The following is a 25,685-nucleotide window of genomic DNA, read 5'->3' as shown; positions in this document are numbered from 1 at the left end:
TTCATTTCCGTTCAAATAACGTTGAACGATGTGTATTTTTTCATCAGCTGTAAATTTAACCATAGAAAAACTGCACCTCCAATTGTTAGACGGTGTCTAACAATTGGGGTGCAGTTCAAAATTTGTGCTCTTTTTTTATCCCGCTATTTGTGGGAGCCTTACTGCCCGTAAACGCCTGATTGGTGTGGACTAATAATCAGCTGGGGATGCACTTCAACACTGATTAAAGTTTCACTTTATTTTGTAGGAATAAAGAAAACAGATATAGCTGCGATAAGACCTGCAAAAGAGAATAAGTAAAAATTCCATGCTAAGTCATATTGCATTGTCATAATAATACCGACAAGAATAGGTCCAGCAATTGCACCAACTCGGCCAAGTCCAAGTCCCCAGCCTAAGGAGGTAGCTCGTATATGTGATGGGAAGTATTGTGTTACATAAGCATTTAATATTTGAGTAATACCGACTGATCCAATTCCAGCAAGACCAATTAAAAGATAAATGATTGTAACAGATGGTTTAATTGTTAGTAGTCCAATACATATGGCTGCCATAAGATAGGAGATGCTAATAACAATTTTTGCTCCTATACGATCGGCAATCGCCCCGGCAAATAATGCGCCGATAGCTGCAGTAATATTTAGCATAAGTAGAAATGATAAACTAGATCCAAGAGGATATCCTGCCTGACGCATCATCTGTGGTAACCAAGTATTTAAACCGTATATTAAAAACATTCCCATTATATAAGTGATCCAAAAAAGTAGCGTTGCTTTTATGTATTCTTTTGAGAATAACGTAAGAAATCCATTTTTCTTTTGTATATTAGATGGTGCTTCGGAAATTTCATCTTTTACATGGAATTCAATTTGAAAGCGATTAAGAATTTTGTTCACTTCTTCTTGTCGATTCCGCGACAATAAAAATTGAATGGACTCAGGTAAATAACGAATAATGAAAGGAATGAGGAGTAGCGGAATCATGCCGATGCCAAACATAATTCTCCATCCGAAATCTTCTAACATAAACATGGATAAAATAGCACCTAACACGATACCTAAAGGATAGCCGGTAAACATAAGAGCATAAATAAAAGATTGTCGTTTTTTTGGTGAATATTCAACAGTAAGTGCGGAAGCTGTTGGGATAACACCGCCTAATCCGATTCCTCCGATAAATCGAGATAGCCCAAATAATTCAGGAGAAGGAGCAATTGCAGCTAAGCCCATTGTGATAGAAAAAAGAACTAAACAGCATATAAGTGTCCACTTTCGTCCAATTAAATCTGTAATGGTTCCGACTAGAATAGCGCCAATAAACATCCCAAATAGAGCATAGCTGGCAATTGTTCCAGCTTGAGCTGGTGATAGTGCCCAGCTGTTGTCTTCTAAAAGCTTTGGCAGAACGGCACCGTAAATACCTAAATCATATCCGTCAGCTAGAATGGCGAGCCAACAAATAAAAACAACAAGTTTTGTAATAGAGCTTGAAAAGATAGTTTCTGTAGATTCTAGATGAGGTGGAGCAGAAGGTTGCATAGTATTCCCCCCTTTTATTTGTAGATGAATATATTATTTTATTTACTGTTAATATTTCCCTTCTTATGTCGAAATTTATATGAAAAGGTGTCATGAAAAACAAAGAAGTTCAACAGGATTCTTGTTGAACTTCTTTGTTTTTTTATTCGTTATCAACTCGTTTTAATGGTTGATCTGCTGGCCCTTCCATAACATCGCCATCAATTGAAAAACGAGAACCGTGGCAAGGACAATCCCAAGTACAATCACCGTTATTCCATTCAACTTCACAGCCGAGGTGTGTACAAGTCGTATCGACGATATGTAGTTTTCCTTCTTTATCTTTATAAGCACCTGCTCGTTTACCGTTGACATGTACAACGGATCCTTCGCCAACTTCAAGATCCTCTGGTTTACGTAATGAAGTTTCAAGTTTCCCTTCAATTAAATGTTTAGCAACATCAATGTTTTGAGAAAGGAATGTTTTTATATCTGGATTTGCATGAAAGCGTGATGGTGCAAACAGCTCTTTATATGGGCTGTGGACTTTTAGAATGGAATCCTTCAGTAAATGAGCTGCAGCAGTTCCTGTTGTCATTCCCCATTTGCGATATCCAGTTGCAACAAATATATTTGGATTGCTTTCGTTAATATGTCCGATATAAGGGAGCTTGTCTAGCGTAATCAAATCTTGCGCTGACCATCTATAGGGAACTTCATCTACTCCAAAAGTTGCTTCAGCAAAAGAATAGAGTGCTTCATAATGAAGCATTGTATTTATTCCCTGTCCCGTTTTATGACTCTCTCCGCCAATCAAAATCAACTTTTCTCCATTGTTTGTTATATAGCGTAAGGAGCGTTTTGGATCATCAATACTTAAATACATGCCACCTGGATAATCCGTTTTTGCTTTTATTGCAAGAGCATAGGAGCGTTCTGCGTACATTCGCGTAAAGAAAAAGCTATTCGCATCATAAAAAGGAAAGTGAGAACAAGAGACGACATATTCACAAGTAATGCGATGCCCCTCCTTTGTAATTACTTGTGGATAATCTCCTTTTTCCACATCCATAGCTGTTGTTTGTTCATAGACCTTTCCTCCCATCTCCACAAACTTTTCTAAAAGTGTTTTCAAATAAAGGAGGGGGTGGAATTGCGCTTGATTTTTCATTATAAGTGCAGATTGTACTGGAATAGGAATCGATAGAGATTGAACATAGTCACAAGGTATATTTAATTTTTGATAAGCTTCATATTCTTTCGATAAATTTCTTAATCCGTTATCAGTAGTTGTATATAAATAGGAATCTTCATTTGAGAAATTACAGTCGATTTTATATGTTTGCACAGTGTTATTTATGAATTGTAGAGCATGATTATTTGATTCGTAGTAAAGCCTGGCCTTTTCTACACCGAAATGATTTATTAATTCATCATAAATAAGATCATGTTGTGCTGTTACTTTTGCTGTTGTATGCCCAGTCGTTCCGTTTAAAATACGACCAGAATCAATTAAAACAACGTCGATGCCTTCTTTTGCAAGTAAATAGGCAGTAGTAATACCTGTAATACCAGCACCGATAATAGCAACTTTCGTCTTTATATTTTCGGATAAACGAGAGAAAGTAGGAAACTGAGTAGATTCAATCCAATAAGATAGCGGCAGTTGTGGAAATGTATCACTTGTCATTGCGGAAACCTCCTAATTTTAGAACAATTTTCCTTTTAATATTTCCATATTATATGAAATTCATGTGTATTGTTTTAGAAGTAGTCTATCTTTATTAAAAGAGGTTATAAATTATTTTAATATAATTAATTAGGTGGGGCATTATGAAGAAGTAGGATTTATATAAAACTAAATTTAAGTGATTCTGTTTGTTGATTACATAGAGAGTTATTGAATGAGATAGAGTCTATGGCGTTTAAGAAAATGTCTATATATAGTAGGTGAATCCTTATGGAATCTACACTTTTTCTTTAGTGAAATAAAGTATGATTATAAAAACATAACCAACTTTTATTACTAGGTCATAAAAGTTGTTGACAATATAGAAATTCTATTGTTATGATTCATCATGTGGAAAGGTTGATAGAGAGTAAAAAGAGAAATGTTTTTCATTGATAATAAAAGCGAAAAATAAGTGACGATAGAGTGAGTATATTTTCCTTATAATAAATGCTTTTTGGATCACCTAGTAAAATCAATCTGGAAGCAAGAATTAATATATGCAAGTTGCGCAGGGCGCGGCATAAGAAAGGGGCAAAAGGATGAAGGAGCTTCATACGTTTGGGTGGTATGCAGCACGTGTATCACCACATTTGCCAAAAAAAGCATTTAAACCAGTTCCTACTCGTTTATTTGGTGGACTGGCTTATTTACTTGTGGCATTAGCGGGGTTAATAGCGATTGGTGTATTTGAATTGAATGTGTGGGCAAATCTAGGAATTGCGATTGTTCTCGGACTATGTTTTGCTTCACTTGGGTTTTTAGGGCATGAAATTTTACATGGAACAGTTGTAAGAAAGGCATGGCTTCGTGATTTCTTAGGCGCGATTGCATTTATGCCATTATCAACAGGACCAAAGCTTTGGAGAAAGTGGCATAATGCAACGCATCATGTTCATACACAGCATGAAGAGAATGATCCAGATGCATGGCCGACACTTGAGAAGCTTAAAAAAAGTAAGTTTTTAAGTTGGGTATATCGTATGCCTCTTCATGTACGTTCATTCTTTAGTTTCCTGTCACTAACAATTCAATTTACATTGCATTCAACTCGAATGTTCTTTCATTTTATAAAAGAATTTAAGTCATCGAATCAAAAATCTGTATGGCTTCAACTTCTTTTGCCTTGGACAGTTTGGATTAGTTTATTATTTATTATGGGACCTGGAAAATGGTTATTTGCATATGTAATTCCGTTGTTAATTGCTAACTTTATTGTAATGGCATATATCGCAACAAATCACCGCTTAAATCCAATTGTTCCAGTAAATGATCCGTTAGCAAACTGTTTATCAGTAACAGTGCCGCGCTGGGTAGACGTTTTACATTTCAATTTCTCGTATCATACAGAACATCATCTGTTCCCTGCTATGAGCTCTAAATACTATCCGTTAGTAAAAGAGAAGATTAAAGAAATGTGGCCGGAACGCTATCACGAAATGCCGATGACAAAAGCATTGGCAGCACTTTGGAATACACCACGTGTGTATTATCATGGAAGTGAATTAGTTGATCCGCATAGAGAACATTTCTACGGTTCTTTAGGAAATGGATTAGACCCTCATAATATTTCATATCGTGAGGAACATATAGAAGAAAAAGAGAATATTAAAAAAGTAAATCAGTAAAAGTTGATATATTTTGCAGTGAAAAAGCAAGCCATCTCAGGCTTGCTTTTTTTTATAAAGAAACTTCTTTTTTATTCTTTGTATGGACTTGGATAGAGTTTGTCTCTTTGCGCTGTAATCGTTTTTCTAAAAGGTTAACAAAATAAGTAAATAGGAGAACGAGTACGAGATAATATAAACCAACGATTACATATGTATCTAATTGTTGGAAGTTACTTGCGGCAATTGATAAACCCGATCCCCATAATTCGGACAGTCCTACGTAAGCAACAAGTGAGGAATCTTTCAATCCAATAATAAATTGATTACCTAGAGGAGGAAGAGATAGACGAAATGCTTGTGGTAATATAATTCGGCGCATCGCCAAAGGGTAAGGCATGCCTAAAGAGCGAGCAGCTTCTAATTGTCCACGGTCAACGGATTGAATGGATCCACGGAAAATTTCGGTAATATATGCACCGTTATGAATTGCTAAAGCAATTGCTCCTGCCCAAAAAGGGGTGAACACAACAACAGATGTAATACCAAAATAGAGAATTGCGATTTGAACAATTAAAGGTGTACCACGAATAATGGCGATGTAGACATGAGCGATACTATTTAGAACTTTATTGTTAGAGATTCGAAAGAAAGCGAATAGTAATCCAATTAATGAGCCGAGTAGTAGGGAAGTTAATGTTAATTGTAATGTGACAATAGTAGCTTTTAAGAGTGTGGGGTAGGTAGAGATAAAAATTTCAAACATGCGTTTCACCTCATAGTGTATAGATTTTAGTAGGGAATGAAATACCCCACATAAAAAGTGGGGCATGATTTATGGAATCTTTGAATAGTTAACTTACTTCGTTTTTGCCTCTTCTCCAAGAATATTACGACCAAACCATTTTTTACTAATCTTTTCGTACGTACCATCTTTAATGATTTCATCTAAAGCCTTATTTACTTTCTTAACCATTTCTTTATCATCTTTGCGAATAGCAATTCCCATTTCATCAAGATTTAATGGTTTTCCAGCTTCTTTTATATTTGATTTACCTTCTTTAATCATTCGAAGACCAACCATTTGATCAGTGATTACTGCGTCCACACGCCCAGGCTCTAAGTCCATAAGAGCGGTAATATCACTATCGTATTCTGTAATTTGATCTGTATGTTTTGAAACAAGAGTTTTAAAGGTACTAGCTTTTACAACACCAATTTTCTTTCCTTTCAAATCTTCTGGAGAAGAGATAGATGTATTCTTTTTAGCTACGAAAATCTGGGCACCAGAGCGATAATATGGGTTTGAGAAACTAACAGCTTTTAATCGTTCTTCTGTAATGGCCATACTTCCTAAGATTGCATCATATTTTTTTGATTGTAGACCTTGAATTAGCGTTTCCCACGGATTTGTAATAGGAGCGGGTTTCATTCCCATCTTTTTCGCGAGCGCCTCACCTATTTCTACATCAAATCCGGCAAGTTTTCCGTCATTTTCTTTATAGTTAAAAGGTTTGTATAATCCACTCATCGCATAACGAAATTCCTTTTCACCATTTGATGAAGTAGTCGAGCTTTCCTTACTACAGGCTCCCAGTATGAATGATGTACATAGTGTAATACTCGCAACAATGGTTAATAGTTTTCTTTTCATAAGACCCCTCCTATATATTGATCATACGGATGGTTTTAAGTATGTTATCGAGATATTTTATTTGGACAATTAGTTGTGCACCGTATAAATGTATTTCTTTACGTTTGAAATAGAAGTTACATTATAAAACGTTACGTAAAAACTGTTTTGCTCGTTCATGTGATGGAGCTGAAAAGAATTGCGCTGGCGGAGCATCCTCTACAATTTTTCCGTCATCCATAAAGATGACGCGATCAGCTACATCTCTTGCGAAATTCATTTCATGAGTAACAATAACCATTGTCATTCCTTCTTCAGCAAGTTCTTTCATAACTTGCAATACTTCTCCAACGAGTTCAGGGTCTAAGGCTGAGGTAGGTTCATCAAATAGCATAATTTTAGGATTCATAGCAAGAGCTCGTGCAATCGCAACGCGTTGTTTTTGACCACCTGAAAGTAGGTGAGGAGTTACATCCGCCTTATCTTGTAGGCCGACTTTTTGTAGGAGTTGATTCCCAACGTCCTTCGCGTCTGCTGTTTCCAATTTTTTTACGTGAATAGGTGCTTCTATGATGTTTTCTAGTGAGGTCATATGAGGAAAGAGGTTAAAGTGTTGAAAAACCATACCGACATTTTCACGGACTTTGTTTAAATTTGAATGCTTTGGATCAATTCGTTCACCTTGTAAGTGAATTTCACCTTCATCGTACATTTCTAAAAAGTTAAGACAACGAAGTAATGTACTTTTGCCGGAACCACTGGCACCGATTAAAACAACAACTTCTTTTTCTTTTACTTCTAAATCAATTCCTTTTAAAACATCAAGTGAGCCAAATGATTTTACTAGATTTCGAACTTGAATCATACAAAACCCCCAGTCAAAAATATATTTTACAAATGTTGCCCCTTATTTCTGTTATTAGTCATAAATTGTCAGAATCCTTTATTTTTTTCAGGGGGATTTAATATTCAAAGAAATAATGATTTTTAAAATCCCTATATCTTTCTATAACGAAAATATGGATAATAATATATAGGTAGTACATATATTGCTTATAAGAAGGGGGAAAGAAGAGATGGGAAAAGAAAGAAAAACATTTTCCTTTGGCTTGCGTATACAGCTTATGTTATTTACTACAATTCTAGCTTTCATTACATATTCAACAAGTTTAATTTTCATTTACGTTATATATGATTATTTTCAAAGTTATGTAAGTCAAACTGTTTATAATATTATCGTTATGTTATTAGGTGTAGTATGGTCTGGAATTTTAGCGTATGGGGCAGCAATATTTTTAATTAAACCACTTCGAAAGTTGGAAGAAGCAGCAAGGAAAGCGGCTGAAGGTGATATTCGTGAAGATGTCCCATTGCCAAAGATCGATGATGAGATAAAATCTTTAAGTGTTGCATTTAATATGATGCTAGGGAACTTAAGGGGCATGGTAAAAAATATCGATACTACATTTTCGTATACAAATAATCAAGTTCAGCAAATTAGAAAACAAACAGGTGAAGCGACAAAGCAAGCACAAGGTGTGTCTGAAACCCTTGCGGAGATTTCTTCCGGTGCCGAGCAATCAGCAGCATCGATTCAAGCGATCGTTTCTACTGTTGATACAACGACTTCTATTGCAAATGAAGTAGAAGGAAAAGCAAAACAGTCTGACGAGTTGTCTTCAGAAATGGTTCAAGCTTTAGGACAAAGTACACGTGTCTTTACTTCTTTAATTCAAGGTATTCAAACATTGGCGAGAGAAAATGAAGATTCGATGGAAAATGTACAGAAATTAGAAGAGCGAATGAAACAAGTTGAACACATTGTTTCTGTTGTGAGTGAGATTGCTAGCCAAACAAATTTATTAGCACTCAACGCTTCTATTGAGGCAGCTCGTGCAGGGGAGCATGGAAGGGGCTTTGCGGTTGTAGCAGAAGAAGTACGTAAACTTGCTGATGAAAGTGATCATTCCGCAAGAAACATATCGCAGTTATTACGGAATATGCAAGATGAAGTACAGCAAGTCGCATTGAAAATGACAGAGCAGGTGAAGACAGCTAAAGAAGAGGCGAAACGCGGAGAAGCTACAGAATTAATTTTAAAAGAAATGTCATTAAGTGTTATGGAAGTAGCCGATGCAACTAAGCAAATTAGTAGTTATATGAATGAACAAGTGAATCACATTCATCAAACAGGAGCACAAACAAAGGCTGTAGCAGCAATTGCGGAAGAAACGTCAGCTGGTTCACAAGAAGTGGCACGTGTGACGTTGCAACAGTCTCAAAATATGATAGCAATCGATCAATTATTAAAAGACTTAGAGAAGCAATCAGCGGATTTAAAACAAACAATTGAACGGTTTTCAATGTAAAAGAGAAGAACAGAATGCTGTTCTTCTCTTTTTTTAGCTAGATTTAATATCTACAGTTAAAAAGTATAAACTATGAACGTTTCCGCAACATTCTTTTCTGTCCCTTTCGGATGAAAATTATAGCGAGCTATAATATTAAAAGGGGTGTCTTTTATGAAAAAAGAAAAAAGACAACGATTAATTAAACAATTTGTAAAGGAGTATGAAATAGAGAAGCAAGAAAGATTAGTAGAATTGTTAGCAAAAAAAGATGTATTAGTAACACAAGCTACAGTTTCTCGAGATATTCGTGAGTTAAATTTAACGAAGGTACCTTCTCAAGAAGGATTAATGATATATAAATTTTTCTCAGAAGAGCATTTACAAACTGATATAAAGTTAAAGAAAAAATTACGAGAGGTTGTTGTAAAAATTGATTGTGTAGATCAATTAATGGTTATTAAAACATTACCCGGTAATGCACATGTTATTGGTGTTTTGTTTGATGAGTTAGATTGGAAAGAAAAAATAGGATGTGTATGTGGAAATGATACATGCCTTATCATTTCTCAGTCAAAATCAGATAGGGAGATTTTAGAAGAAAGGTTAAATTTAATTATTTAGATGCAAAATCCTGTTTTTAATAAAAATTAAAAACAGGATTTTTGTTTAAATACGGAAGTTAAATATTCAACATATATGCGTAATATATGTGTTTTTTTATTGAAAAATCGGGATGAAGTGTTATAAAAATACAAATTCATATGATTTTAAAAAAATAACTTGTTTAATATTTCACAATGATAATGTGGATGCTTTCACAAAGATGAAGGCGCGTAGCATTTATTATGTACTTGTAAGACATCAAACATATTTAAAAGGAGGTACAACAAATGAAGCATCCGATACATGTTACTTCAGAGATTGGGGAATTACAAACAGTTTTATTAAAACGACCTGGTAAAGAAGTGGAAAACTTAACGCCAGATTATTTACAACAATTATTATTTGACGATATTCCATACTTACCAATTATTCAAAAAGAGCATGATTATTTTGCACAAACATTACGCAATCGGGGTGTTGAAGTTCTTTATTTAGAAAAACTAGCTGCTGAGGCATTAGTAGATAAAAAACTTCGAGAAGAATTTGTTGATCGTATTTTAGAAGAAGGACAGGCTGACGTAAATGTTGCACATCAAACTTTAAAAGAATATTTACTTTCCTTTTCAAATGAAGAATTAATTCAAAAAATTATGGGTGGTGTACGGAAAAACGAGATTGAAACAAGTAAGAAGACACATTTATATGAATTAATGGAAGATCATTATCCGTTTTACTTAGACCCAATGCCTAATTTATATTTTACTCGTGATCCAGCAGCTAGCGTGGGTGATGGATTAACGATAAATAAGATGAGAGAACCGGCGCGTAGACGTGAATCATTATTCATGGAGTACATCATTAAATATCATCCAAGATTTGCAAATCACAATGTGCCAATTTGGCTAGATCGTGATTATAAGTTTCCAATTGAAGGTGGCGATGAGCTAATTTTAAATGAAGAAACAATTGCAATTGGAGTATCTGCCCGTACGTCAGCTAAAGCAATTGAACGTTTAGCTAAAAATCTTTTTAGTCGACAAAATAAAATTAAGAAAGTGTTAGCAATAGAAATTCCAAAATGCCGAGCATTTATGCATTTAGATACAGTGTTTACAATGGTTGATTATGACAAGTTTACAATTCACCCAGCCATTCAAGGGCCAAAAGGAAATATGAATATTTATATTTTAGAAAAAGGTCCAGATGTGGAAACTCTTAAAATTACACATCGCACTTCTTTAATGGAAGCATTAAAAGAGGTATTAGGTTTAAGTGAATTAGTTCTTATTCCTTGTGGAGGAGGAGATGCAATTGCTTCCGCTCGTGAACAATGGAATGATGGTTCTAATACATTAGCAATTGCGCCAGGTGTAGTTGTTACATATGATCGCAACTATGTATCCAATACGTTATTGCGGGAACACGGTATAGAAGTCATTGAGGTGCTAAGTTCGGAATTATCTCGTGGGCGTGGGGGTCCACGTTGCATGAGTATGCCAATTGTTCGTAAAGATATTTAGTATAAATAACGGAGAAAGTAGGGATGAAGTATGTTAATGACTAGACCAAATTTAAAAGGAAGAAGTTTTCTAGCTGAAAAAGATTTTACACAAGAAGAATTGTTATATTTTCTAGATTTAGCAGCAGAATTAAAAGAGAAAAAGAAAAACGGTGTCCCACATCATTATTTAGAAGGTAAAAATGTAGCGCTATTATTTGAAAAAACCTCTACTCGTACGCGATGTGCATTTACAGTAGCATGTACAGATTTAGGTGCGAACCCTGAATATTTAGGGAAAGGTGATATTCAGCTTGGAAAAAAAGAATCCGTTGAGGATACAGCAAAAGTGTTAGGACGTATGTTTGACGGAATTGAGTTTCGTGGATTTAATCATGAAACTGTAGAATCTTTAGCACAAAATTCTGGTGTACCGGTTTGGAATGGATTAACAGATATGTGGCATCCAACACAAACACTTGCAGATTTATTAACAATTAAAGAACATGTAGGGAAATTAAAAAATGTGAAGCTCGTTTACGTTGGAGATGGACGAAATAATGTTGCTAATAGCTTACTAGTTGGTGGAGCGATTGTTGGATTGGATGTACGTATTTGTACACCGGAATCTTTATGGCCAGAGCAAGAAGTAATTGATTTAGCAAAAAAATATAATGAACAGGTAATGATAACAAGTAATGTGGAAGAAGCTGTTGCGAATGCAGATGTAATTTATACAGATGTATGGGTGTCTATGGGAGAAGAAGAAAAATTTGCTGAACGTGTCGAGTTATTGAAACCTTATCAAGTAAATATGAAAATGATTAAAGAAACAGGGAATGAAAACGTGATTTTCTTGCATTGTTTACCCGCATTCCATGATGTTGAAACGATGTATGGTGAGGAAGTTTATGAGAAATATGGGCTGAGAGAAATGGAGGTAACTGACGAAGTATTCCGCAGTAAACATTCAAAAGTATTTGATCAGGCTGAAAATAGAATGCATACAATTAAAGCGGTTATGGCAGCTACTTTAGGAAACATGGAGTAAAGAAGAAAGGGAGTCTTCCTTTCTTCTTTCTCCTCCTTTAGACACTATCATTCACTATTGCTTTCGTATTGTTATTGCAATTAAAGAGAGGTGAGTGGAATGGGTGAAGATAAGAAATTAGGGTTGTTTACATTAACGGCGCTTGTAGTGGGGTCTATGATTGGCGGTGGAGCATTTAATTTAGCAAGTGATATGGCAAAAGGTGCTGGTGCTGGAGCCATTATTATTGGTTGGGTTATAACAGGAATTGGTATGATTGCGCTTGGATTATCTTTTCAAAATCTAACTGTAAAACGGCCAGATTTAGATGGTGGTATTTTTAGTTATGCAAAAGCAGGATTTGGGAATTTTATGGGATTTAATAGTGCGTGGGGATATTGGCTATCTGCCTGGCTTGGTAATGTAGCTTACGGCACATTATTGTTTTCTTCATTAGGGTATTTCTTCCCAATCTTTGAGGGCGGTCAAAATGTAGCATCCATTATTGGTGCAAGCGTATTATTATGGTGTGTTCACATGTTAATTTTACGTGGAGTTCAATCAGCAGCACTTGTGAATTTAGTAACTACAATCGCAAAATTAGTACCTGTATTTGTATTTATTGTTATAGGAATCTTCGCGTTTCATATTGATACGTTCCTAGATGGATTTTGGGGACAAACTGGTTCTTTTTCATGGGGAGCAGTTGGCAGCCAAGTTAAAAGTACAATGCTTGTAACTTTATGGGTGTTCATTGGGGTAGAAGGGGCTGTTGTTTTATCAAGTCGAGCAAAAAATAGAAGTGATGTAGGGAAAGCAACGGTTATTGGCTTAATTGGTACACTCATCATTTACATTTTAATTACAGTACTGTCTCTTGGACTTATGCAGCAAGCAGATATTGCTAATTTAAAAAATCCGTCTATGGCTTATTTATTTGAAAGTGTTGTTGGAAAATGGGGTGCTATCTTTATTAATTTAGGTTTAGTTATCTCTGTATTAGGTGCTTGGTTAGGTTGGACTTTACTCGCATCTGAAATTCCGTATTTGGCGGCTAAAGACGGAGTATTTCCAAAATGGTTTGCAAAAGAAAATAAAAATAAAGCTCCAATAAATTCATTATGGATAACAAATGGCTTAATTCAAATGTTCTTATTAACATTCGTCGTTTCCGATCAGGCGTATAACTTTGCATTCTCATTAGCATCTTCAGCTATTTTAATCCCATATGCTTTTTCAGCATTTTATCAACTGAAGCATAGCTTAAAGTCTGAAGAAGCGGATCGAAATAAAAATATAATAATTGGTTTGATAGCAAGTATGTACGGTGTGTGGTTAGTTTATGCAGCTGGTTTAGAGTATTTATTATTAACAATGACTTTATATGCGCCAGGTATTTTTATTTTTTACAATGTTCAAAGGCAAAAGAGTTCGAAGCAAATATTTACTCGAGTGGAATTAGCATCATCGGTAGCAATTGGTGCTTTAGCATTCTTTGCGATTTATGGATTAATTACAGGCAATATTACTTTATAAAGCGTTGTGAAATCGAAATCAACTGGAGGGCTGAAATATGGCACGAAGAAAAATTGTAGTTGCACTAGGGGGAAATGCGATACAGTCTGGAAAAGCTACTGCGGGAGCACAGCAAGAAGCGTTAGAAAAAACAGCGGAACAACTTGTGAAAATAATGGAAAATGATGTAGATATAGTAATTGCGCATGGAAATGGTCCACAAGTGGGAAATATTTTATTACAGCAAAAAGCTGCAGAAACGGAAAAGACACCTGCAATGCCATTAGATACTTGTGGTGCAATGAGCCAAGGGATGATTGGATATTGGATGGAAAATGCGATTGAAAAGGCATTGAAAAAAAGGAATATAAAAAAAGACGTAGCAACGGTTATAACACGCGTTGTCGTGGATGAAAAAGATGAGGCATTTAAAAATCCAACTAAACCAATTGGTCCTTTTTATACAGAAGAAGAGGCCAGAAGATTAATGGAAGAAACAAAAGCAGTGTTTAAAGAAGATGCTGGCAGAGGGTGGAGACGTGTTGTTCCATCACCGAAGCCTGTAAGTATTCATGAACATAAAGTAATTAATTCTTTAGTTGAGGATGGAAATATAGTGATAGCTGTTGGTGGTGGTGGAATTCCAGTAATTGATTCTGAAGAAGGGTTAAAAGGAACTGAAGCGGTTATCGATAAAGATTTCGCTGCGCAGAAATTAGCTGAATTAGTAGATGCCGATACGCTCGTAATTTTAACTGCAGTTGATCATGTGTATGTAAATTATAATCAACTGAATCAAAAGAAATTAGAGCATGTCACAGTGAATCAATTAGAAGAATACATGGAAGAACAACAATTTGCTGCGGGAAGTATGCTTCCAAAAATTGAATCTGCTATTAATTTTGTTAATACAAATCCAAAAAGAAAAACAATTATTACGTCTTTAGAAAAAGTATATGAAGCACTAGAAGAAAAAGCTGGTACTATTATTTCTAAACAGAATGTATGCATGTATGTTTAAATAATTATGTACGCTATTTATTAGTAAAAAAGAATGGAGTTAGTAACTTCATTCTTTTTATGTATTAATATTTTTTGTACTCATTGTTCATAAAGTTTTCATGATGAAATCTGAATATATAAGTTAGTTATGATAAAATTAAATTTGAATACGCTTTCTTGATTTTTCGCTCCAACATACAGCAAGAGAGAGGGAATTTTATGAATAGACGGAACGTAGTTAAAGATTTAAAGCAATTTGAATTATTTGCTCATTTAACAGAAAAGAAATTGAAAGGTTTGACGGAGTTTGTCTATTGGCGAACTTATAAAAAGGGTCAATTTTTATTTTTAGAAGGGGATTCAAGAGAAAGAATTTACTTCATGTTAGATGGTTTTGTAAAGTTAGAGCGGGTAAATCAAAGTGGAAATTTATTATATGATGACTATGTAAAGCGGTATTCTATTTTTCCTTATGGTGGTATGTTTACAGACAGAGGATATAACTATACGGCAGAAGCGATGACAGATGTAGAGGTATATTATATTCCGACAGTAATTTTTGAAGATATGGTGAAATCTAGTAGGACGCAATTAATGTACGTTGTTCAGCAATTATCATCAATATTAAAACTAAACGAAAATCGAGTGCAAAACATTACAATTCCTAATGCACAAGATCGAGTCATTCAAACATTAAATTATTTAATGCAAGATTTAGGAGAACAGAGTGGCGAAACGATTGTAATTTCCTGCCCACTTACAACAATTGAAATATCGAAAATATCTGGTACGTCTCGAGAGACGGTTAGCGGCGTATTAAAACAATTAAAAAACGATAGTATTGTTACGATTCTGGATAAGAAAATTACAATACATAATCCAACATATTTTGAGGAAGTCTCTATGTGAAAATTGCATATGGATTTTCTAATTCATACTGTATATTAATAAAGTTCTTTATATATTTATAAGGAGCTTTTTTACGTTATCCTCTATAAAAAGATTGTATAGCATGGTAATAATAGCTAAAATCGATAATAAAAAAGTAAGGGGAAGGAGAGAAAGAATGGTCCGAATTGAGTATGATCGATTAGTAGCTATTTGTTACAGTATAGGGGTTTTGTTATTATTAAAAATTCCAAACGATAATGAATTAATTGGGGAAAAACTATTCAATTTCTTTAATGTTCCGGTATATACATATACTTATATGGATTATAAAGTCTCAAATATAGTAATCGTTTCTTTCATACTACATGTAATCGCATTTATATTATTTGTAAAATGGTTAGTAAAAAAGAAATCTAGTACATTTAGAACAATGAATAAGATAAAAGTAGTAGGCATTAGTATTTTGATTTTAATGATGCCGTTTATGCTAAATAACATCCTCCAGACATTGAATAAAACATGGTACTACGCAGGAAAAACAGGGGTAGAGGCGATAGAATATAAAAAAGAAGATAGTCAATGTAGAATGGAGAAGAATGAAGGGGATATTGAACAAAAGTGCATTGTTACTTTAAAAAATTATCGTAATCATTCACAAGCATTAAAAATTGTTTTATATGATAATGCAACAGAGACTTCCAAAAGTTATCCAGTACCGAAACCAGTCTATTTACAAAAACATGAGACAAAGCAATTGGAATTTCAAATTCCTGTTGCTTATAATAGCGGTATTGAAAAAGATAAAGTACCAAATATTAAATTACATTCATTGCATAAAAATGATGAGAAATACAATTAATCCGTAATTGAAAGTTTATGAGTAGGAGCAATAATTTGAAAAGATATAGAAAATCAACTTGAATCATCCAACATGCTGCGAGGTAACGGCATATTGGATGATTTTTTATTTTATCCCCTTTTTTACGTATGAAAGGGTGGGATACTTTGTTGAAAACGAAAAACATTGCAAGGATCATATATAGTTTTCACTTTACGTAATCTGTGAAAGTTAGAGCCATAGTAACTAGTTTGCCAATTTTTAATGTCGATATCGGGCCAATTGACATAATCACCTAGTGTATAAGGATCTAAGCTTTCTCTTAAATCTTTAACCCAGCGTATATTTCGATTTTCTTCATCATCGCATTTCCAAGAGGTAATATATTCTTGCGCAATAATTGCTTTGCGATGGAAATAAGCTGTTTCAGTAGGCGAAATATTTTCTACAGCACCTACGAGCGATTGGTGCCAAATACTCGCATCTTTATTTGGTGCATGAGAAAGAAAATATTGCATAATCTGAATGCCTTTAAGAGGGATAGGTTTATATACGTAGGAACCGGAGCGCTTGAAGTTTTCAGGGATGTTACCACTGTTAAAAAATTCAACAGCCTTTATATAAGGAACTTCATCTATAAAGAGAGAGGGGGTACCGGTTTCAAGAAGTGGTGATAATAAGGAATGGAGTTCAGAGGGAGAGCCAACAAACTCACCTTGTGCTTCAATTTTATTTTGTTGCTTTGCGAATAATTCAATTGATGAAGTGAGACGTTCATCTATATAAGGCGCCCAGTTTTGCCAAGCTTGAAATGCAGCGATAAAATCTTCCCATTCCCATGTGATGGAGAAGATTGATACATTTTTTATAGGATGTACTCGAAAAGTTAAAGAAGTAACAATTCCGAAGTTTCCACCACCACCGCCGCGGCACGCCCAAAACAAGTTAGGGTTTTCTTGTTCGTTTGCACGAATGATTTTTGCGCCCAATTTACCGCATGCTTGTACCATTTCAACTTCTACTAATTGATCACATGTTAATCCAAATAAGCGTGAAAGCATACCGATACCACCACCAAGTGTTAATCCAACAATTCCAACACTTGCACTTGTACCAGCCGGTATTGTAACACCATAATTCCAAAGTTCTTTATAAACCGTACCAAGATTTGCACCAGCTTCAATTGTTGCTGTTAATTTATTTGTATTAACAGTAATGCGATGCATTTCACTCACATCAATAATAAGTCCTCTATTTAAAAGAGAAAAATTTTCATAGCTATGACGTCCGCTTCTTAAGCGAAATGGTATATGACGTTCACGTGCCCATTTTAAGGCATTACACACATCAGTTTTATTTTGGCAAAAAACAATAATACAAGGGAGTTTTGGAATACTTAAATTTAAATTCATTCGGGCCACGTCATAGTCAGGATCTGAGGGAACAACGATACGACCTGTTAATTTTGTTTGTTTCAATTTATCACTCCTTTCTAAAATAAGCAGTGCTTTTTATTAATATATGAAAAGCGTATGTAACGTGCGTGGACAAGAGCAGATAAGAATGAGATTTACCTTTGTGAGAAATAAATAAAGTGAAGGCTAATAATCAGTGGGAGTTTTGTTCCTCCCCCACTGATTATTAGCCTTCACCAATCGGACTTTAACGGGCAGCCCGATCCCCACCGAACTTCTTTGCTTTCGCTGAATTTTGAGGTGGGGTTCTTACTGCTCGGCCAATAGCGGGATAAAGCATAAGAATAAGGAATCTACATAGAGTTCAATGAAAACAGTTGCAAACTATTCATATTTTGTTATGATAGTGTTACGAAAACGTTTGCATAAAATTTCCGATGGGATGCAAAAGGAGAGAATGACTATGAATAAGACATGGTGGAAAGAAGCAGTTGCTTATCAAATTTATCCACGAAGCTTTATGGATTCAAATGGTGATGGTATTGGAGATTTACAAGGTATTATTGCAAAGCTGGATTATTTAAAAGATTTAGGTATAGATGTAATTTGGATTTGTCCAATGTATAAGTCTCCCAATGATGATAATGGTTATGATATTAGTGATTATCAAGATATTATGGATGAGTTTGGTACAATGGCGGATTTTGATGCTTTATTAGATGAAGTTCATAAGCGTGACATGAAGCTTATTATTGATTTAGTTATTAATCATACGAGTGATGAACATCCATGGTTTATTGAATCTCGTTCATCTAAAGACAATCCGAAGCGTGATTGGTACATTTGGCATGATGGTAAAGATGGTGCGGAACCAAACAACTGGGAAAGTATTTTTAATGGTTCGGCATGGGAATATGATGAAGTAACAGAACAATATTATTTACATTTATTCTCACGTAAACAACCAGATTTAAACTGGGAGAATAAAGAAGTTCGTGAAGTGTTATACGATACAGTTAATTGGTGGCTTGATAAGGGAATTGATGGTTTCCGTGTTGATGCAATTAGCCATATTAAAAAAGAAGATGGCTTCAACGATATGCCAAATCCAAAAGAATTAAAGTATGTACCATCTTTTGATAAACATATGAATGTGGATGGTATTCAACCTTTATTAGAAGAGTTAAAAGAAAATACATTTTCTAAGTACGATATTATGACTGTTGGTGAAGCGAATGGCGTTAAGATTGAAGATGCTGAGCTTTGGGTTGGAGAAGAGCAAGGTAAATTCAATATGGTATTCCAGTTTGAACATTTAAGCTTATGGGATGCAGAAAAGAAGAAAGACCTTGATGTTGTAGGATTGAAAAAGGTATTAACGAAATGGCAAAAAGGATTAGAGAATAAAGGATGGAATGCTTTATATATCGAGAATCACGATAAGCCACGTATCGTTTCAACGTGGGGAGATGATAAACAATATTGGCGTGAAAGTGCAACAGCTCTAGGAGCGATGTATTTCTTTATGCACGGTACACCGTTTATTTATCAAGGACAAGAAATTGGTATGACAAATGTTCAGTTACCAAATATTGAAGATTACGATGATGTAGCAATTAAAAATTTATATCGAGAGAAAATTGCAGAAGGCGTATCACATCAAGATATGATGGAAATTATATGGGCTTCTTGCCGTGATAATTCACGTACACCTATGCAATGGAACGATGAGATGAATGCTGGTTTCACAACAAGTGCACCTTGGTTTGGCATGAATCCAAATTACAAAGAAATTAATGTTGAAAAGCAAAAAAATGACGAAAAGTCTATTTTCAATTTCTATAAGACAATGATTGCCTTGAAAAAAGAGCACGATGTATTGAATTATGGTACGTACGATTTACTTTTAGAGGACGATCCACAAATTTATGCATATACACGTACGTTACAGGATGAAAAAGTCATTGTAATTAGTAATATCTCAAAAGAGGAAGCTGTGTATAATGAGCCATTATTCGCACTAGAACGCAAACGTTTGCTTTTAAATAACTATGAAGTTGCGGAACATGAACAATTAACTACAATCACGTTAAAACCTTATGAAACAAGGGTTTATCGCATTTCATAATACAAAAGGATGCTCCTTGAGCATCTTTTTTTATGAAAAAAAATAAATTTCTATTGCAATGTGAAAACGCTTTTATTAAAATAGATTTATGAAAACGGTTGCGTAACGGGAAAAAGATAAAGCAATATGAGGAATCGTTTTCATAAGAGAAACAGAAATTATAATTTAAATCATTATGTTGTTATAAATAAAGGGGAGGAAGAACAGATGAAAATTACGTCTTTTGATTTTTGGCAAAAGTTCGGGAAAGCATTATTAGTTGTTGTAGCTGTAATGCCAGCAGCTGGTTTAATGATTTCCATCGGTAAGCTAATTGGAATGTCTGCTGGGGATATTAACGCAGTTCATACTATTGCTCGTGTAATGGAAGACATCGGTTGGGCAATTATTACAAATTTACACATTTTATTTGCAGTAGCAATTGGGGGATCTTGGGCGAAGGATCGCGCAGGTGGTGCATTTGCAGCACTATTAGCATTCGTCTTAACAAATCGAATTACAGGAGCAATATTTGGCGTAAACGCTCAAATGTTAGCGGATTCAAAAGCGACAGTTTCTTCAGTATTAGCAGGAGATTTAGTTGTAAAAGATTACTTTACTTCTGTACTTGGTGCACCAGCATTAAACATGGGAGTTTTCGTAGGGATTATCACAGGTTTCTTAGGAGCTACTTTATATAACAAATACTATAACTATAATAAACTGCCACAGGCATTAGCATTCTTTAATGGAAAACGATTCGTACCATTCGTTGTAATTGTTTGGTCTACAGTCACTGCGATTGTATTATCACTTTTATGGCCATTTATCCAAAGTGGATTAAATGAATTTGGTCGCTGGATTGCAGCATCTAAAGATAGTGCGCCAGTTGTTGCGCCATTTGTATATGGAACGTTAGAACGTTTATTATTACCATTCGGATTACATCATATGTTAACGATTCCGATGAATTACACAGAGCTAGGCGGAACATATACGATGTTAACTGGCTCAAAAGTTGGACAAATTGTAGCAGGACAAGATCCATTATGGCTTGCATGGATTACAGACTTAAATAATTTATTAGCAAGTGGAGATACGAAAGCATATAACGATTTATTAAATAACGTTGTACCAGCTCGTTTCAAAGCTGGACAAGTTATCGGCTCAACAGCAGCGTTAATGGGGATTGCTTTTGCGATGTTCCGTAATGTTGATAAAGAAAAACGTGCAAAATATAAACCAATGTTCTTATCAGCAGCATTAGCAGTATTTTTAACAGGTGTAACAGAACCAATTGAATTCATGTTCATGTTTATTGCACCAGTACTATATGTTGTATATGCTATTACAACAGGACTTGCATTTGCATTAGCAGATTTAATCAACTTACGTGTTCACGCATTTGGATTTATTGAGTTAATTACTCGTACACCGATGATGGTTAATGCAGGACTAACAAGAGATTTAATCAATTTCGTTATCGTTTCATTAGTATTCTTCGGTCTTAACTTTACATTATTCAATTTCTTAATTAAAAAGTTCAATTTACCAACACCAGGACGTGCAGGTAACTATATTGATAATGAAGATGAGTCATCAGAAGGAACAGGAAATGTACAAGATGGTTCATTAGCAACAAAAGTTATTGATTTATTAGGTGGAAAAGAAAATATTGCTGACGTAGATGCTTGTATGACGCGTTTACGTGTAACAGTAAAAGATTTAGATGTTGTTGCACCAGAAGCGCAGTGGAAACAAAATGGTGCTTTAGGGCTAATCGTAAAAGATAAAGGTGTACAAGCAGTATATGGTCCGAAAGCTGACGTATTAAAGTCAGACATTCAAGATATGTTAGGTGCGTAATAATATGAAATTGCTAACTTTAAACTGTCACTCTTGGCAAGAAGAGAATCAAATGGAAAAGATAAAATATCTTGCTAAAGTCATTCAAGAAGAAGAATACGATGTCATCGCATTGCAAGAAGTCAGTCAGTCGATACAAGCTGAAAATGTATGCGGTAACAAGAAAAAAGATAATTTTGGACTTTTACTATTAGAAGAGTTAAAAGCGTTACATGTAAAAGATTACAATATTACTTGGGATTTCTCTCATATTGGTTATGATGTGTATGAAGAAGGATTAGCGATTCTAACGAAACATAATGTTATAAAAGAAGATATGTTTTTTGTATCAGAAAATAAGGATACAACGTATTGGAAAACACGCAAAATTGTAAGTGCAACAATTGCTTATAATGGTAAGAACATCACGTTTTACTCTTGCCACCTCGGTTGGTGGAATGACGAAGAAGAATCATTTAAAGATCAAGTGGATTGTTTGATGGAGCGTGTAGATAGCAATGAACTTTCCTTCTTAATGGGGGATTTTAATAATAATGCTCGTTTGCAGGGTGAAGGTTATGAATATTTGATGCAAAAAGGTTTGTACGACACATACGAACTAGCGATAGAGAAGGATGAAGGAACAACTGTCCAAGGCGAGATTGCTGGTTGGGATGAAAATAAACATAATTTGCGAATCGATTTAATAGTGTGTAACCAAAGTAAAAGAGTTCGTTCTTCTAAAGTTATTTTTAATGGTACAAATCGAAATGTAATTTCAGATCATTTCGGTGTAGAGGTTCAATTAGATATATAATAGAAGAAATCCTCACAGATGATGAAAAGCTGTGAGGATTTTTTTTAGGAATACAAGTATTTCCAAGAGAAAATACTTGTATTTTTTATGACATTTCCTATATATTTGTTATTATTGAATGTAAAACTAATTTGGTCATTTTGTATGCATACTTTTTTTACTTCGTTATATAATGAAGTAAGTGAAATATTTAATGGGAAAAATAGTGTGTTTTCGTTTAATCCACGATGTAGAAAGTGATATAATTGCAAAATGTATGTATCATTTTCTAAAGAAGGAAAAATATATAATTAGGTGATAACTTCTATGAAACAAATTTGGCGTATTTATAAGACAGATTTACGGAATGTAGCTAAACATTGGGCTGCAATTGTTATTGTTTTAGGGTTAATGATTTTACCATCGTTATATGCATGGTTTAACATTAAAGCTTCTTGGGATCCATATGGAAATACAAAAGAGGTTCCCATTGCAGTTTCTAACCAAGATGCAGGCTCTAATTTAAGAGGGAAAGATATCAATATCGGGAAAGAGATTGTAGATTCTCTTAAGAAAAACAAAAACCTTGGTTGGAAATTTGTAGACGAAAAACAGGCAATTTACGGAGTTGAGCGTGGAGATTATTATGCAAGCATTACGATTCCGAAAGACTTCTCTGAAAAAATTGCAACTGTTCTGGATGAAAATCCACAGAAACCAGAACTTGATTACTATGTAAATGAAAAGGTAAATGCGATTGCACCGAAAATTACAGCAAAAGGTGCATCAGGTATTACAGAAGAAATTAGTAAAAACTTTGTTAAAACAGCGAATGGTGAGATTTTTAAAATTTTCAATGACCTTGGAATCGATTTAGAAACAAACTTACCAAGCATCGAGAAAGTAAAAGATCTTGTCTTTAAGTTAGAAGCGCAGTTCCCAGAAATGAATACACTGATGGATAAGGCGTTAGATGATGCGACTCGAGCAGAGGATGTTGTGAAAGTAGCGCAAAAAGAGCTGCCAGTTGTAGAAAGTGTTATTAATGATGGTCAAGAAGCGTTAGGGAATTTAGATAAGTTCTTTGCAAGAAATGATGAAACATTGCAACGTGCTCCAGGAACTATTAAGAATAATTTAATTGTAATGCAAAAAGGTTTAGATGGTGCTGCGGCAATTACGGATTTCTTAAAGAATCCATCATTGGATTTCAATCTGGCACTCCCAGATCCATCCAAGTTCCCGGAATTGCCAAATATAACTATCCCGCAAATACCAACGCTTCCAGAGTTACCGCAAGTGAATGGCGAGGGATATAAAAATATTGCTAAAAATATTGATCAAACTGTAAATAATGTTTTTAGTTCAATACGTGTTGGAACAACGTATGCACAAGGCGTTATAAACGGATTGCAAAATGGTAATTTTGACCCAGAAAAAGCGAAACAAGATCTTAACAAGGTTTCTGAAACTCTTCAAGGTCGTGCAGATAGTGTTTCGTATGTAATTGATGTCTTTACTAAATTTAAAGAATCTGTACCAACTGATTCTGGAAAAGACTTCTTCCAAAAACGAATAGATAAATTAACAAATCTTAAATCAGCTATTGAAAATGCAAATGGTGGCGTTAAAGATATCGCTAATATTATTGGTACAGGGCAAGAAGTGAAACAAGATGTAAGAGATGCTACTAATAAAAAGTTAGATGCAATCAATAACTTAGTAAATCAAGCAGAAGCAGATTATAATGCGACGTTTGTAGCGGATTTTGAAAAAGCAGTAAGCACAGCTGAACAATTGAAAAATAAGGCTGATAATGTAAAAGAAGATGCTCAGCAGCTTAGAGGCAATTTAAATCAAGATATAAATAAAGCTAATGAGATATTAAACAATGGTAGAGAGAACTATGATCAGGCTGTAGCGGATTACGCAAAACTAAAAACTAGTCTTGAAAAGGCAAAAGAAGATTTAAGTAATAAAGGTGTTAACGGCTTAGATTCTACAAAAGTAGCCTTAAATGAATTAAATGGGCAGTTTAAAGCAAGTTGGAATTTAGCTAATGACATGATTCCAGTTCTGGAAAGTACAAATAAAGTTTTAGCGGATGTGAATAGTGATAAAAACCTTAATGGTACAATTTCTAAGTTAAATAAAGCAAAAGATGGTTTGCAAAAAGGAATGGATTTAACTGATAAAGGAATTGACGCTATTAATAAAGGTCAAAAACCAGCAGCAGATGTTATTGAGAGTATTAATGAAGTGTCTAAAAATGTTTCAGCACAATTAGGCGATATTTTGGCTAAATATGATTCAGAAATTACTCCGAATTTCAATGCAGCAATTGCTCGTACAAAAGAGATGTCTAAAAACACAACTCAAATTTTAAGCGAAGCAGACAAAAAGCTTCCAGACGTTAAAAAGTTACTAGAAGATTCATCAAAAGGTTTAGTTGACGGTAAAAAGAAATTAACAGACATTAAAGCTGAAATGCCGGAGACTGAGAAAAAGATTAAAGAATTAGCAGATAAAATTCGTGATTTTGAATCTGAAGAAGATTTAAAAGACATCATACGCTTATTGAAAAATGATGTTGAAAAGCAAAGTGATTACTTTGCGAATCCAGTAAATTTAAAAGAGAATAAATTATTTGCGATGCCGAACTACGGTTCAGCGATGTCACCATTCTATACAGTGCTTGCATTATGGGTAGGCGCATTATTAATGGTTTCATTATTAACGGTAGAAGTACATGAAGAGGGCGCAAATTATAAGAGCCATGAAGTTTACTTCGGACGTTTATTAACATTCTTAACGATAGGTCTTTCACAAGCGTTTATCGTATCGATGGGAGATATATTCTTACTCGGTACGTACGTAGTCGATAAGTTCTGGTTTGTATTATTTAGTTTATTTATTGGTGGGGTCTTCGTTTGTATCGTATACTCACTCGTTTCTATTTTCGGAAACGTTGGGAAATCGATGGCGATCATTTTACTTGTACTGCAAGTAGCAGGATCGGGCGGAACATTCCCAATTCAAATGACACCGGCGTTCTTCCAAGCACTTTATCCGTTCTTACCATTCACATACGCAATTAGTGCAATTCGTGAAACAGTGGGTGGAATGCTTTGGGATATCGTAACAAGAGATTTACTTGTACTAAGTGTTTTCGTAGTAGTTATGATTGTTGCTGCATTATTACTGAAAACGCCAATTAATAAATCAAGCGAAAAATTCGTTGAGAATGCAAAAGGAAGTAAAATTATTCACTAAAAAAAGGTTCCTACCGATAGAGGTAGGAACCTTTT

The 25,685-nt window shown here is 34.6% G+C and carries 19 protein-coding genes and 1 pseudogene; 14 read left to right on the top strand and 6 right to left on the bottom strand.

Translation table 11 applies throughout. The features are described from left to right. Positions 1–236 precede the first annotated feature (236 nt). Positions 237–1,538 carry an MFS transporter gene (locus JDS98_RS28295; protein WP_098163023.1) on the bottom strand — a complete coding sequence of 434 codons (1,302 nt, stop codon included), beginning with the start codon at positions 1,536–1,538 and terminating at the stop codon, positions 237–239. 142 nt (positions 1,539–1,680) lie between these two features. After that, positions 1,681–3,207, bottom strand: a complete 1,527-nt coding sequence (locus JDS98_RS28290; protein ID WP_199634553.1) for an FAD-dependent oxidoreductase — start codon at positions 3,205–3,207, stop codon at positions 1,681–1,683. A 581-nt stretch (positions 3,208–3,788) separates the two neighbouring features. Here JDS98_RS28290 and desB point away from each other — a divergent pair. Next, positions 3,789–4,874: a Delta(10) desaturase DesB gene (desB, locus tag JDS98_RS28285; protein WP_000661207.1), complete on the top strand. Its 1,086-nt coding sequence runs from the start codon at positions 3,789–3,791 to the stop codon at positions 4,872–4,874. Between the two features lie 52 nt (positions 4,875–4,926). Here the strand turns inward: desB and JDS98_RS28280 are convergent, their stop codons facing one another. The 3 genes from JDS98_RS28280 to JDS98_RS28270 form a co-directional block, all read right to left on the bottom strand. Then, positions 4,927–5,619: an amino acid ABC transporter permease gene (locus tag JDS98_RS28280; protein ID WP_242480995.1), complete on the bottom strand. Its 693-nt coding sequence runs from the start codon at positions 5,617–5,619 to the stop codon at positions 4,927–4,929. A gap of 93 nt (positions 5,620–5,712) precedes the next feature. Continuing rightward, positions 5,713–6,507 carry an ABC transporter substrate-binding protein gene (locus tag JDS98_RS28275; RefSeq protein ID WP_000823745.1) on the bottom strand — a complete coding sequence of 265 codons (795 nt, stop codon included), beginning with the start codon at positions 6,505–6,507 and terminating at the stop codon, positions 5,713–5,715. Positions 6,508–6,628: 121 nt separating this feature from the next. After that, positions 6,629–7,351, bottom strand: coding sequence for an amino acid ABC transporter ATP-binding protein (locus tag JDS98_RS28270; protein ID WP_000616929.1), 723 nt, complete (start codon positions 7,349–7,351; stop codon positions 6,629–6,631). Positions 7,352–7,562: 211 nt separating this feature from the next. Between JDS98_RS28270 and JDS98_RS30905 the strand changes: the two are divergent. From JDS98_RS30905 to JDS98_RS28230, 9 genes and pseudogenes are all read left to right on the top strand, one after another. After that, a pseudogene (locus JDS98_RS30905) lies at positions 7,563–7,913 on the top strand (HAMP domain-containing protein); the annotation flags it as partial. Next, complete coding sequence (locus JDS98_RS28265) at positions 7,905–8,855, top strand: methyl-accepting chemotaxis protein (RefSeq protein ID WP_472926321.1); 951 nt, start codon at positions 7,905–7,907, stop codon at positions 8,853–8,855. The pseudogene JDS98_RS30905 and the gene JDS98_RS28265, both read left to right, overlap by 9 nt. Positions 8,856–9,008: 153 nt before the next feature. Further along, positions 9,009–9,458 (top strand): arginine repressor, encoded by a 450-nt coding sequence (gene argR, locus JDS98_RS28260; RefSeq protein WP_000711836.1) that lies wholly within the window; start codon positions 9,009–9,011, stop codon positions 9,456–9,458. A gap of 269 nt (positions 9,459–9,727) precedes the next feature. After that, positions 9,728–10,960 carry an arginine deiminase gene (gene arcA / locus JDS98_RS28255; protein ID WP_000682324.1) on the top strand — a complete coding sequence of 411 codons (1,233 nt, stop codon included), beginning with the start codon at positions 9,728–9,730 and terminating at the stop codon, positions 10,958–10,960. Between the two features lie 30 nt (positions 10,961–10,990). Next, positions 10,991–11,989 carry an ornithine carbamoyltransferase gene (gene argF, locus JDS98_RS28250; RefSeq protein WP_097958240.1) on the top strand — a complete coding sequence of 333 codons (999 nt, stop codon included), beginning with the start codon at positions 10,991–10,993 and terminating at the stop codon, positions 11,987–11,989. 99 nt (positions 11,990–12,088) lie between these two features. Further along, on the top strand, positions 12,089–13,504 hold the full coding sequence (gene arcD / locus JDS98_RS28245; protein ID WP_097958241.1) for an arginine-ornithine antiporter: 1,416 nt from the start codon (positions 12,089–12,091) through the stop codon (positions 13,502–13,504). 37 nt (positions 13,505–13,541) lie between these two features. Continuing rightward, on the top strand, positions 13,542–14,504 hold the full coding sequence (arcC, locus tag JDS98_RS28240) for a carbamate kinase (RefSeq protein WP_199634550.1): 963 nt from the start codon (positions 13,542–13,544) through the stop codon (positions 14,502–14,504). Positions 14,505–14,704: 200 nt separating this feature from the next. Continuing rightward, positions 14,705–15,394 (top strand): Crp/Fnr family transcriptional regulator, encoded by a 690-nt coding sequence (locus tag JDS98_RS28235; protein WP_001081910.1) that lies wholly within the window; start codon positions 14,705–14,707, stop codon positions 15,392–15,394. A gap of 157 nt (positions 15,395–15,551) precedes the next feature. Further along, complete coding sequence (locus JDS98_RS28230) at positions 15,552–16,235, top strand: ABC transporter permease (protein ID WP_199632185.1); 684 nt, start codon at positions 15,552–15,554, stop codon at positions 16,233–16,235. A gap of 122 nt (positions 16,236–16,357) precedes the next feature. On the opposite strand, the gene JDS98_RS28225 is transcribed toward JDS98_RS28230, so the two are convergent. After that, positions 16,358–17,692 (bottom strand): FAD-binding oxidoreductase, encoded by a 1,335-nt coding sequence (locus JDS98_RS28225; protein WP_098711082.1) that lies wholly within the window; start codon positions 17,690–17,692, stop codon positions 16,358–16,360. Between the two features lie 400 nt (positions 17,693–18,092). On the opposite strand from JDS98_RS28225, the gene JDS98_RS28220 reads away from it, so the two are divergent. The 4 genes from JDS98_RS28220 (at position 18,093) to JDS98_RS28205 (ending at position 25,650) form a co-directional block, all read left to right on the top strand. Then, positions 18,093–19,757 (top strand): glycoside hydrolase family 13 protein, encoded by a 1,665-nt coding sequence (locus JDS98_RS28220; RefSeq protein ID WP_016107445.1) that lies wholly within the window; start codon positions 18,093–18,095, stop codon positions 19,755–19,757. Positions 19,758–19,964: 207 nt separating this feature from the next. Beyond that, a complete protein-coding gene (locus JDS98_RS28215) occupies positions 19,965–21,602 on the top strand; it encodes a PTS transporter subunit IIBC (protein ID WP_000705554.1) in 1,638 nt (545 codons plus the stop codon). A gap of 4 nt (positions 21,603–21,606) precedes the next feature. Beyond that, positions 21,607–22,398 carry an endonuclease/exonuclease/phosphatase family protein gene (locus JDS98_RS28210; RefSeq protein ID WP_199634549.1) on the top strand — a complete coding sequence of 264 codons (792 nt, stop codon included), beginning with the start codon at positions 21,607–21,609 and terminating at the stop codon, positions 22,396–22,398. 306 nt (positions 22,399–22,704) lie between these two features. Next, positions 22,705–25,650, top strand: coding sequence for a YhgE/Pip domain-containing protein (locus JDS98_RS28205; protein ID WP_199634548.1), 2,946 nt, complete (start codon positions 22,705–22,707; stop codon positions 25,648–25,650). Positions 25,651–25,685 lie beyond the last annotated feature (35 nt).

The sequence above is a fragment of the Bacillus cereus group sp. N11 genome (genome assembly GCF_016483605.1).
Lineage (GTDB): Bacteria > Bacillota > Bacilli > Bacillales > Bacillaceae_G > Bacillus_A > Bacillus_A toyonensis.
Note: the sequence above shows the minus strand (reverse complement) of the source record. Positions and strands in the feature narration are given on the sequence as shown.

Bases quoted from the DNA above. Each gene is read 5' to 3' on its own strand.
- arcC (WP_199634550.1), top strand. From the start codon at position 13,542: ATGGCACGAAGAAAAATTGTAGTTGCACTAGGGGGAAATGCGATACAG.
- JDS98_RS28275 (WP_000823745.1), bottom strand. From the start codon at position 6,507: ATGAAAAGAAAACTATTAACCATTGTTGCGAGTATTACACTATGTACA.
- JDS98_RS28235 (WP_001081910.1), top strand. From the start codon at position 14,705: ATGAATAGACGGAACGTAGTTAAAGATTTAAAGCAATTTGAATTATTT.
- arcD (WP_097958241.1), top strand. From the start codon at position 12,089: ATGGGTGAAGATAAGAAATTAGGGTTGTTTACATTAACGGCGCTTGTA.
- argF (WP_097958240.1), top strand. From the start codon at position 10,991: ATGTTAATGACTAGACCAAATTTAAAAGGAAGAAGTTTTCTAGCTGAA.
- JDS98_RS28230 (WP_199632185.1), top strand. From the start codon at position 15,552: ATGGTCCGAATTGAGTATGATCGATTAGTAGCTATTTGTTACAGTATA.
- JDS98_RS28210 (WP_199634549.1), top strand. From the start codon at position 21,607: ATGAAATTGCTAACTTTAAACTGTCACTCTTGGCAAGAAGAGAATCAA.
- JDS98_RS28290 (WP_199634553.1), bottom strand. From the start codon at position 3,207: ATGACAAGTGATACATTTCCACAACTGCCGCTATCTTATTGGATTGAA.
- JDS98_RS28215 (WP_000705554.1), top strand. From the start codon at position 19,965: ATGAAAATTACGTCTTTTGATTTTTGGCAAAAGTTCGGGAAAGCATTA.
- desB (WP_000661207.1), top strand. From the start codon at position 3,789: ATGAAGGAGCTTCATACGTTTGGGTGGTATGCAGCACGTGTATCACCA.
- arcA (WP_000682324.1), top strand. From the start codon at position 9,728: ATGAAGCATCCGATACATGTTACTTCAGAGATTGGGGAATTACAAACA.
- JDS98_RS28265 (WP_472926321.1), top strand. From the start codon at position 7,905: ATGATGCTAGGGAACTTAAGGGGCATGGTAAAAAATATCGATACTACA.
- JDS98_RS28220 (WP_016107445.1), top strand. From the start codon at position 18,093: ATGAATAAGACATGGTGGAAAGAAGCAGTTGCTTATCAAATTTATCCA.
- JDS98_RS28270 (WP_000616929.1), bottom strand. From the start codon at position 7,351: ATGATTCAAGTTCGAAATCTAGTAAAATCATTTGGCTCACTTGATGTT.
- argR (WP_000711836.1), top strand. From the start codon at position 9,009: ATGAAAAAAGAAAAAAGACAACGATTAATTAAACAATTTGTAAAGGAG.
- JDS98_RS28295 (WP_098163023.1), bottom strand. From the start codon at position 1,538: ATGCAACCTTCTGCTCCACCTCATCTAGAATCTACAGAAACTATCTTT.
- JDS98_RS28280 (WP_242480995.1), bottom strand. From the start codon at position 5,619: ATGTTTGAAATTTTTATCTCTACCTACCCCACACTCTTAAAAGCTACT.
- JDS98_RS28205 (WP_199634548.1), top strand. From the start codon at position 22,705: ATGAAACAAATTTGGCGTATTTATAAGACAGATTTACGGAATGTAGCT.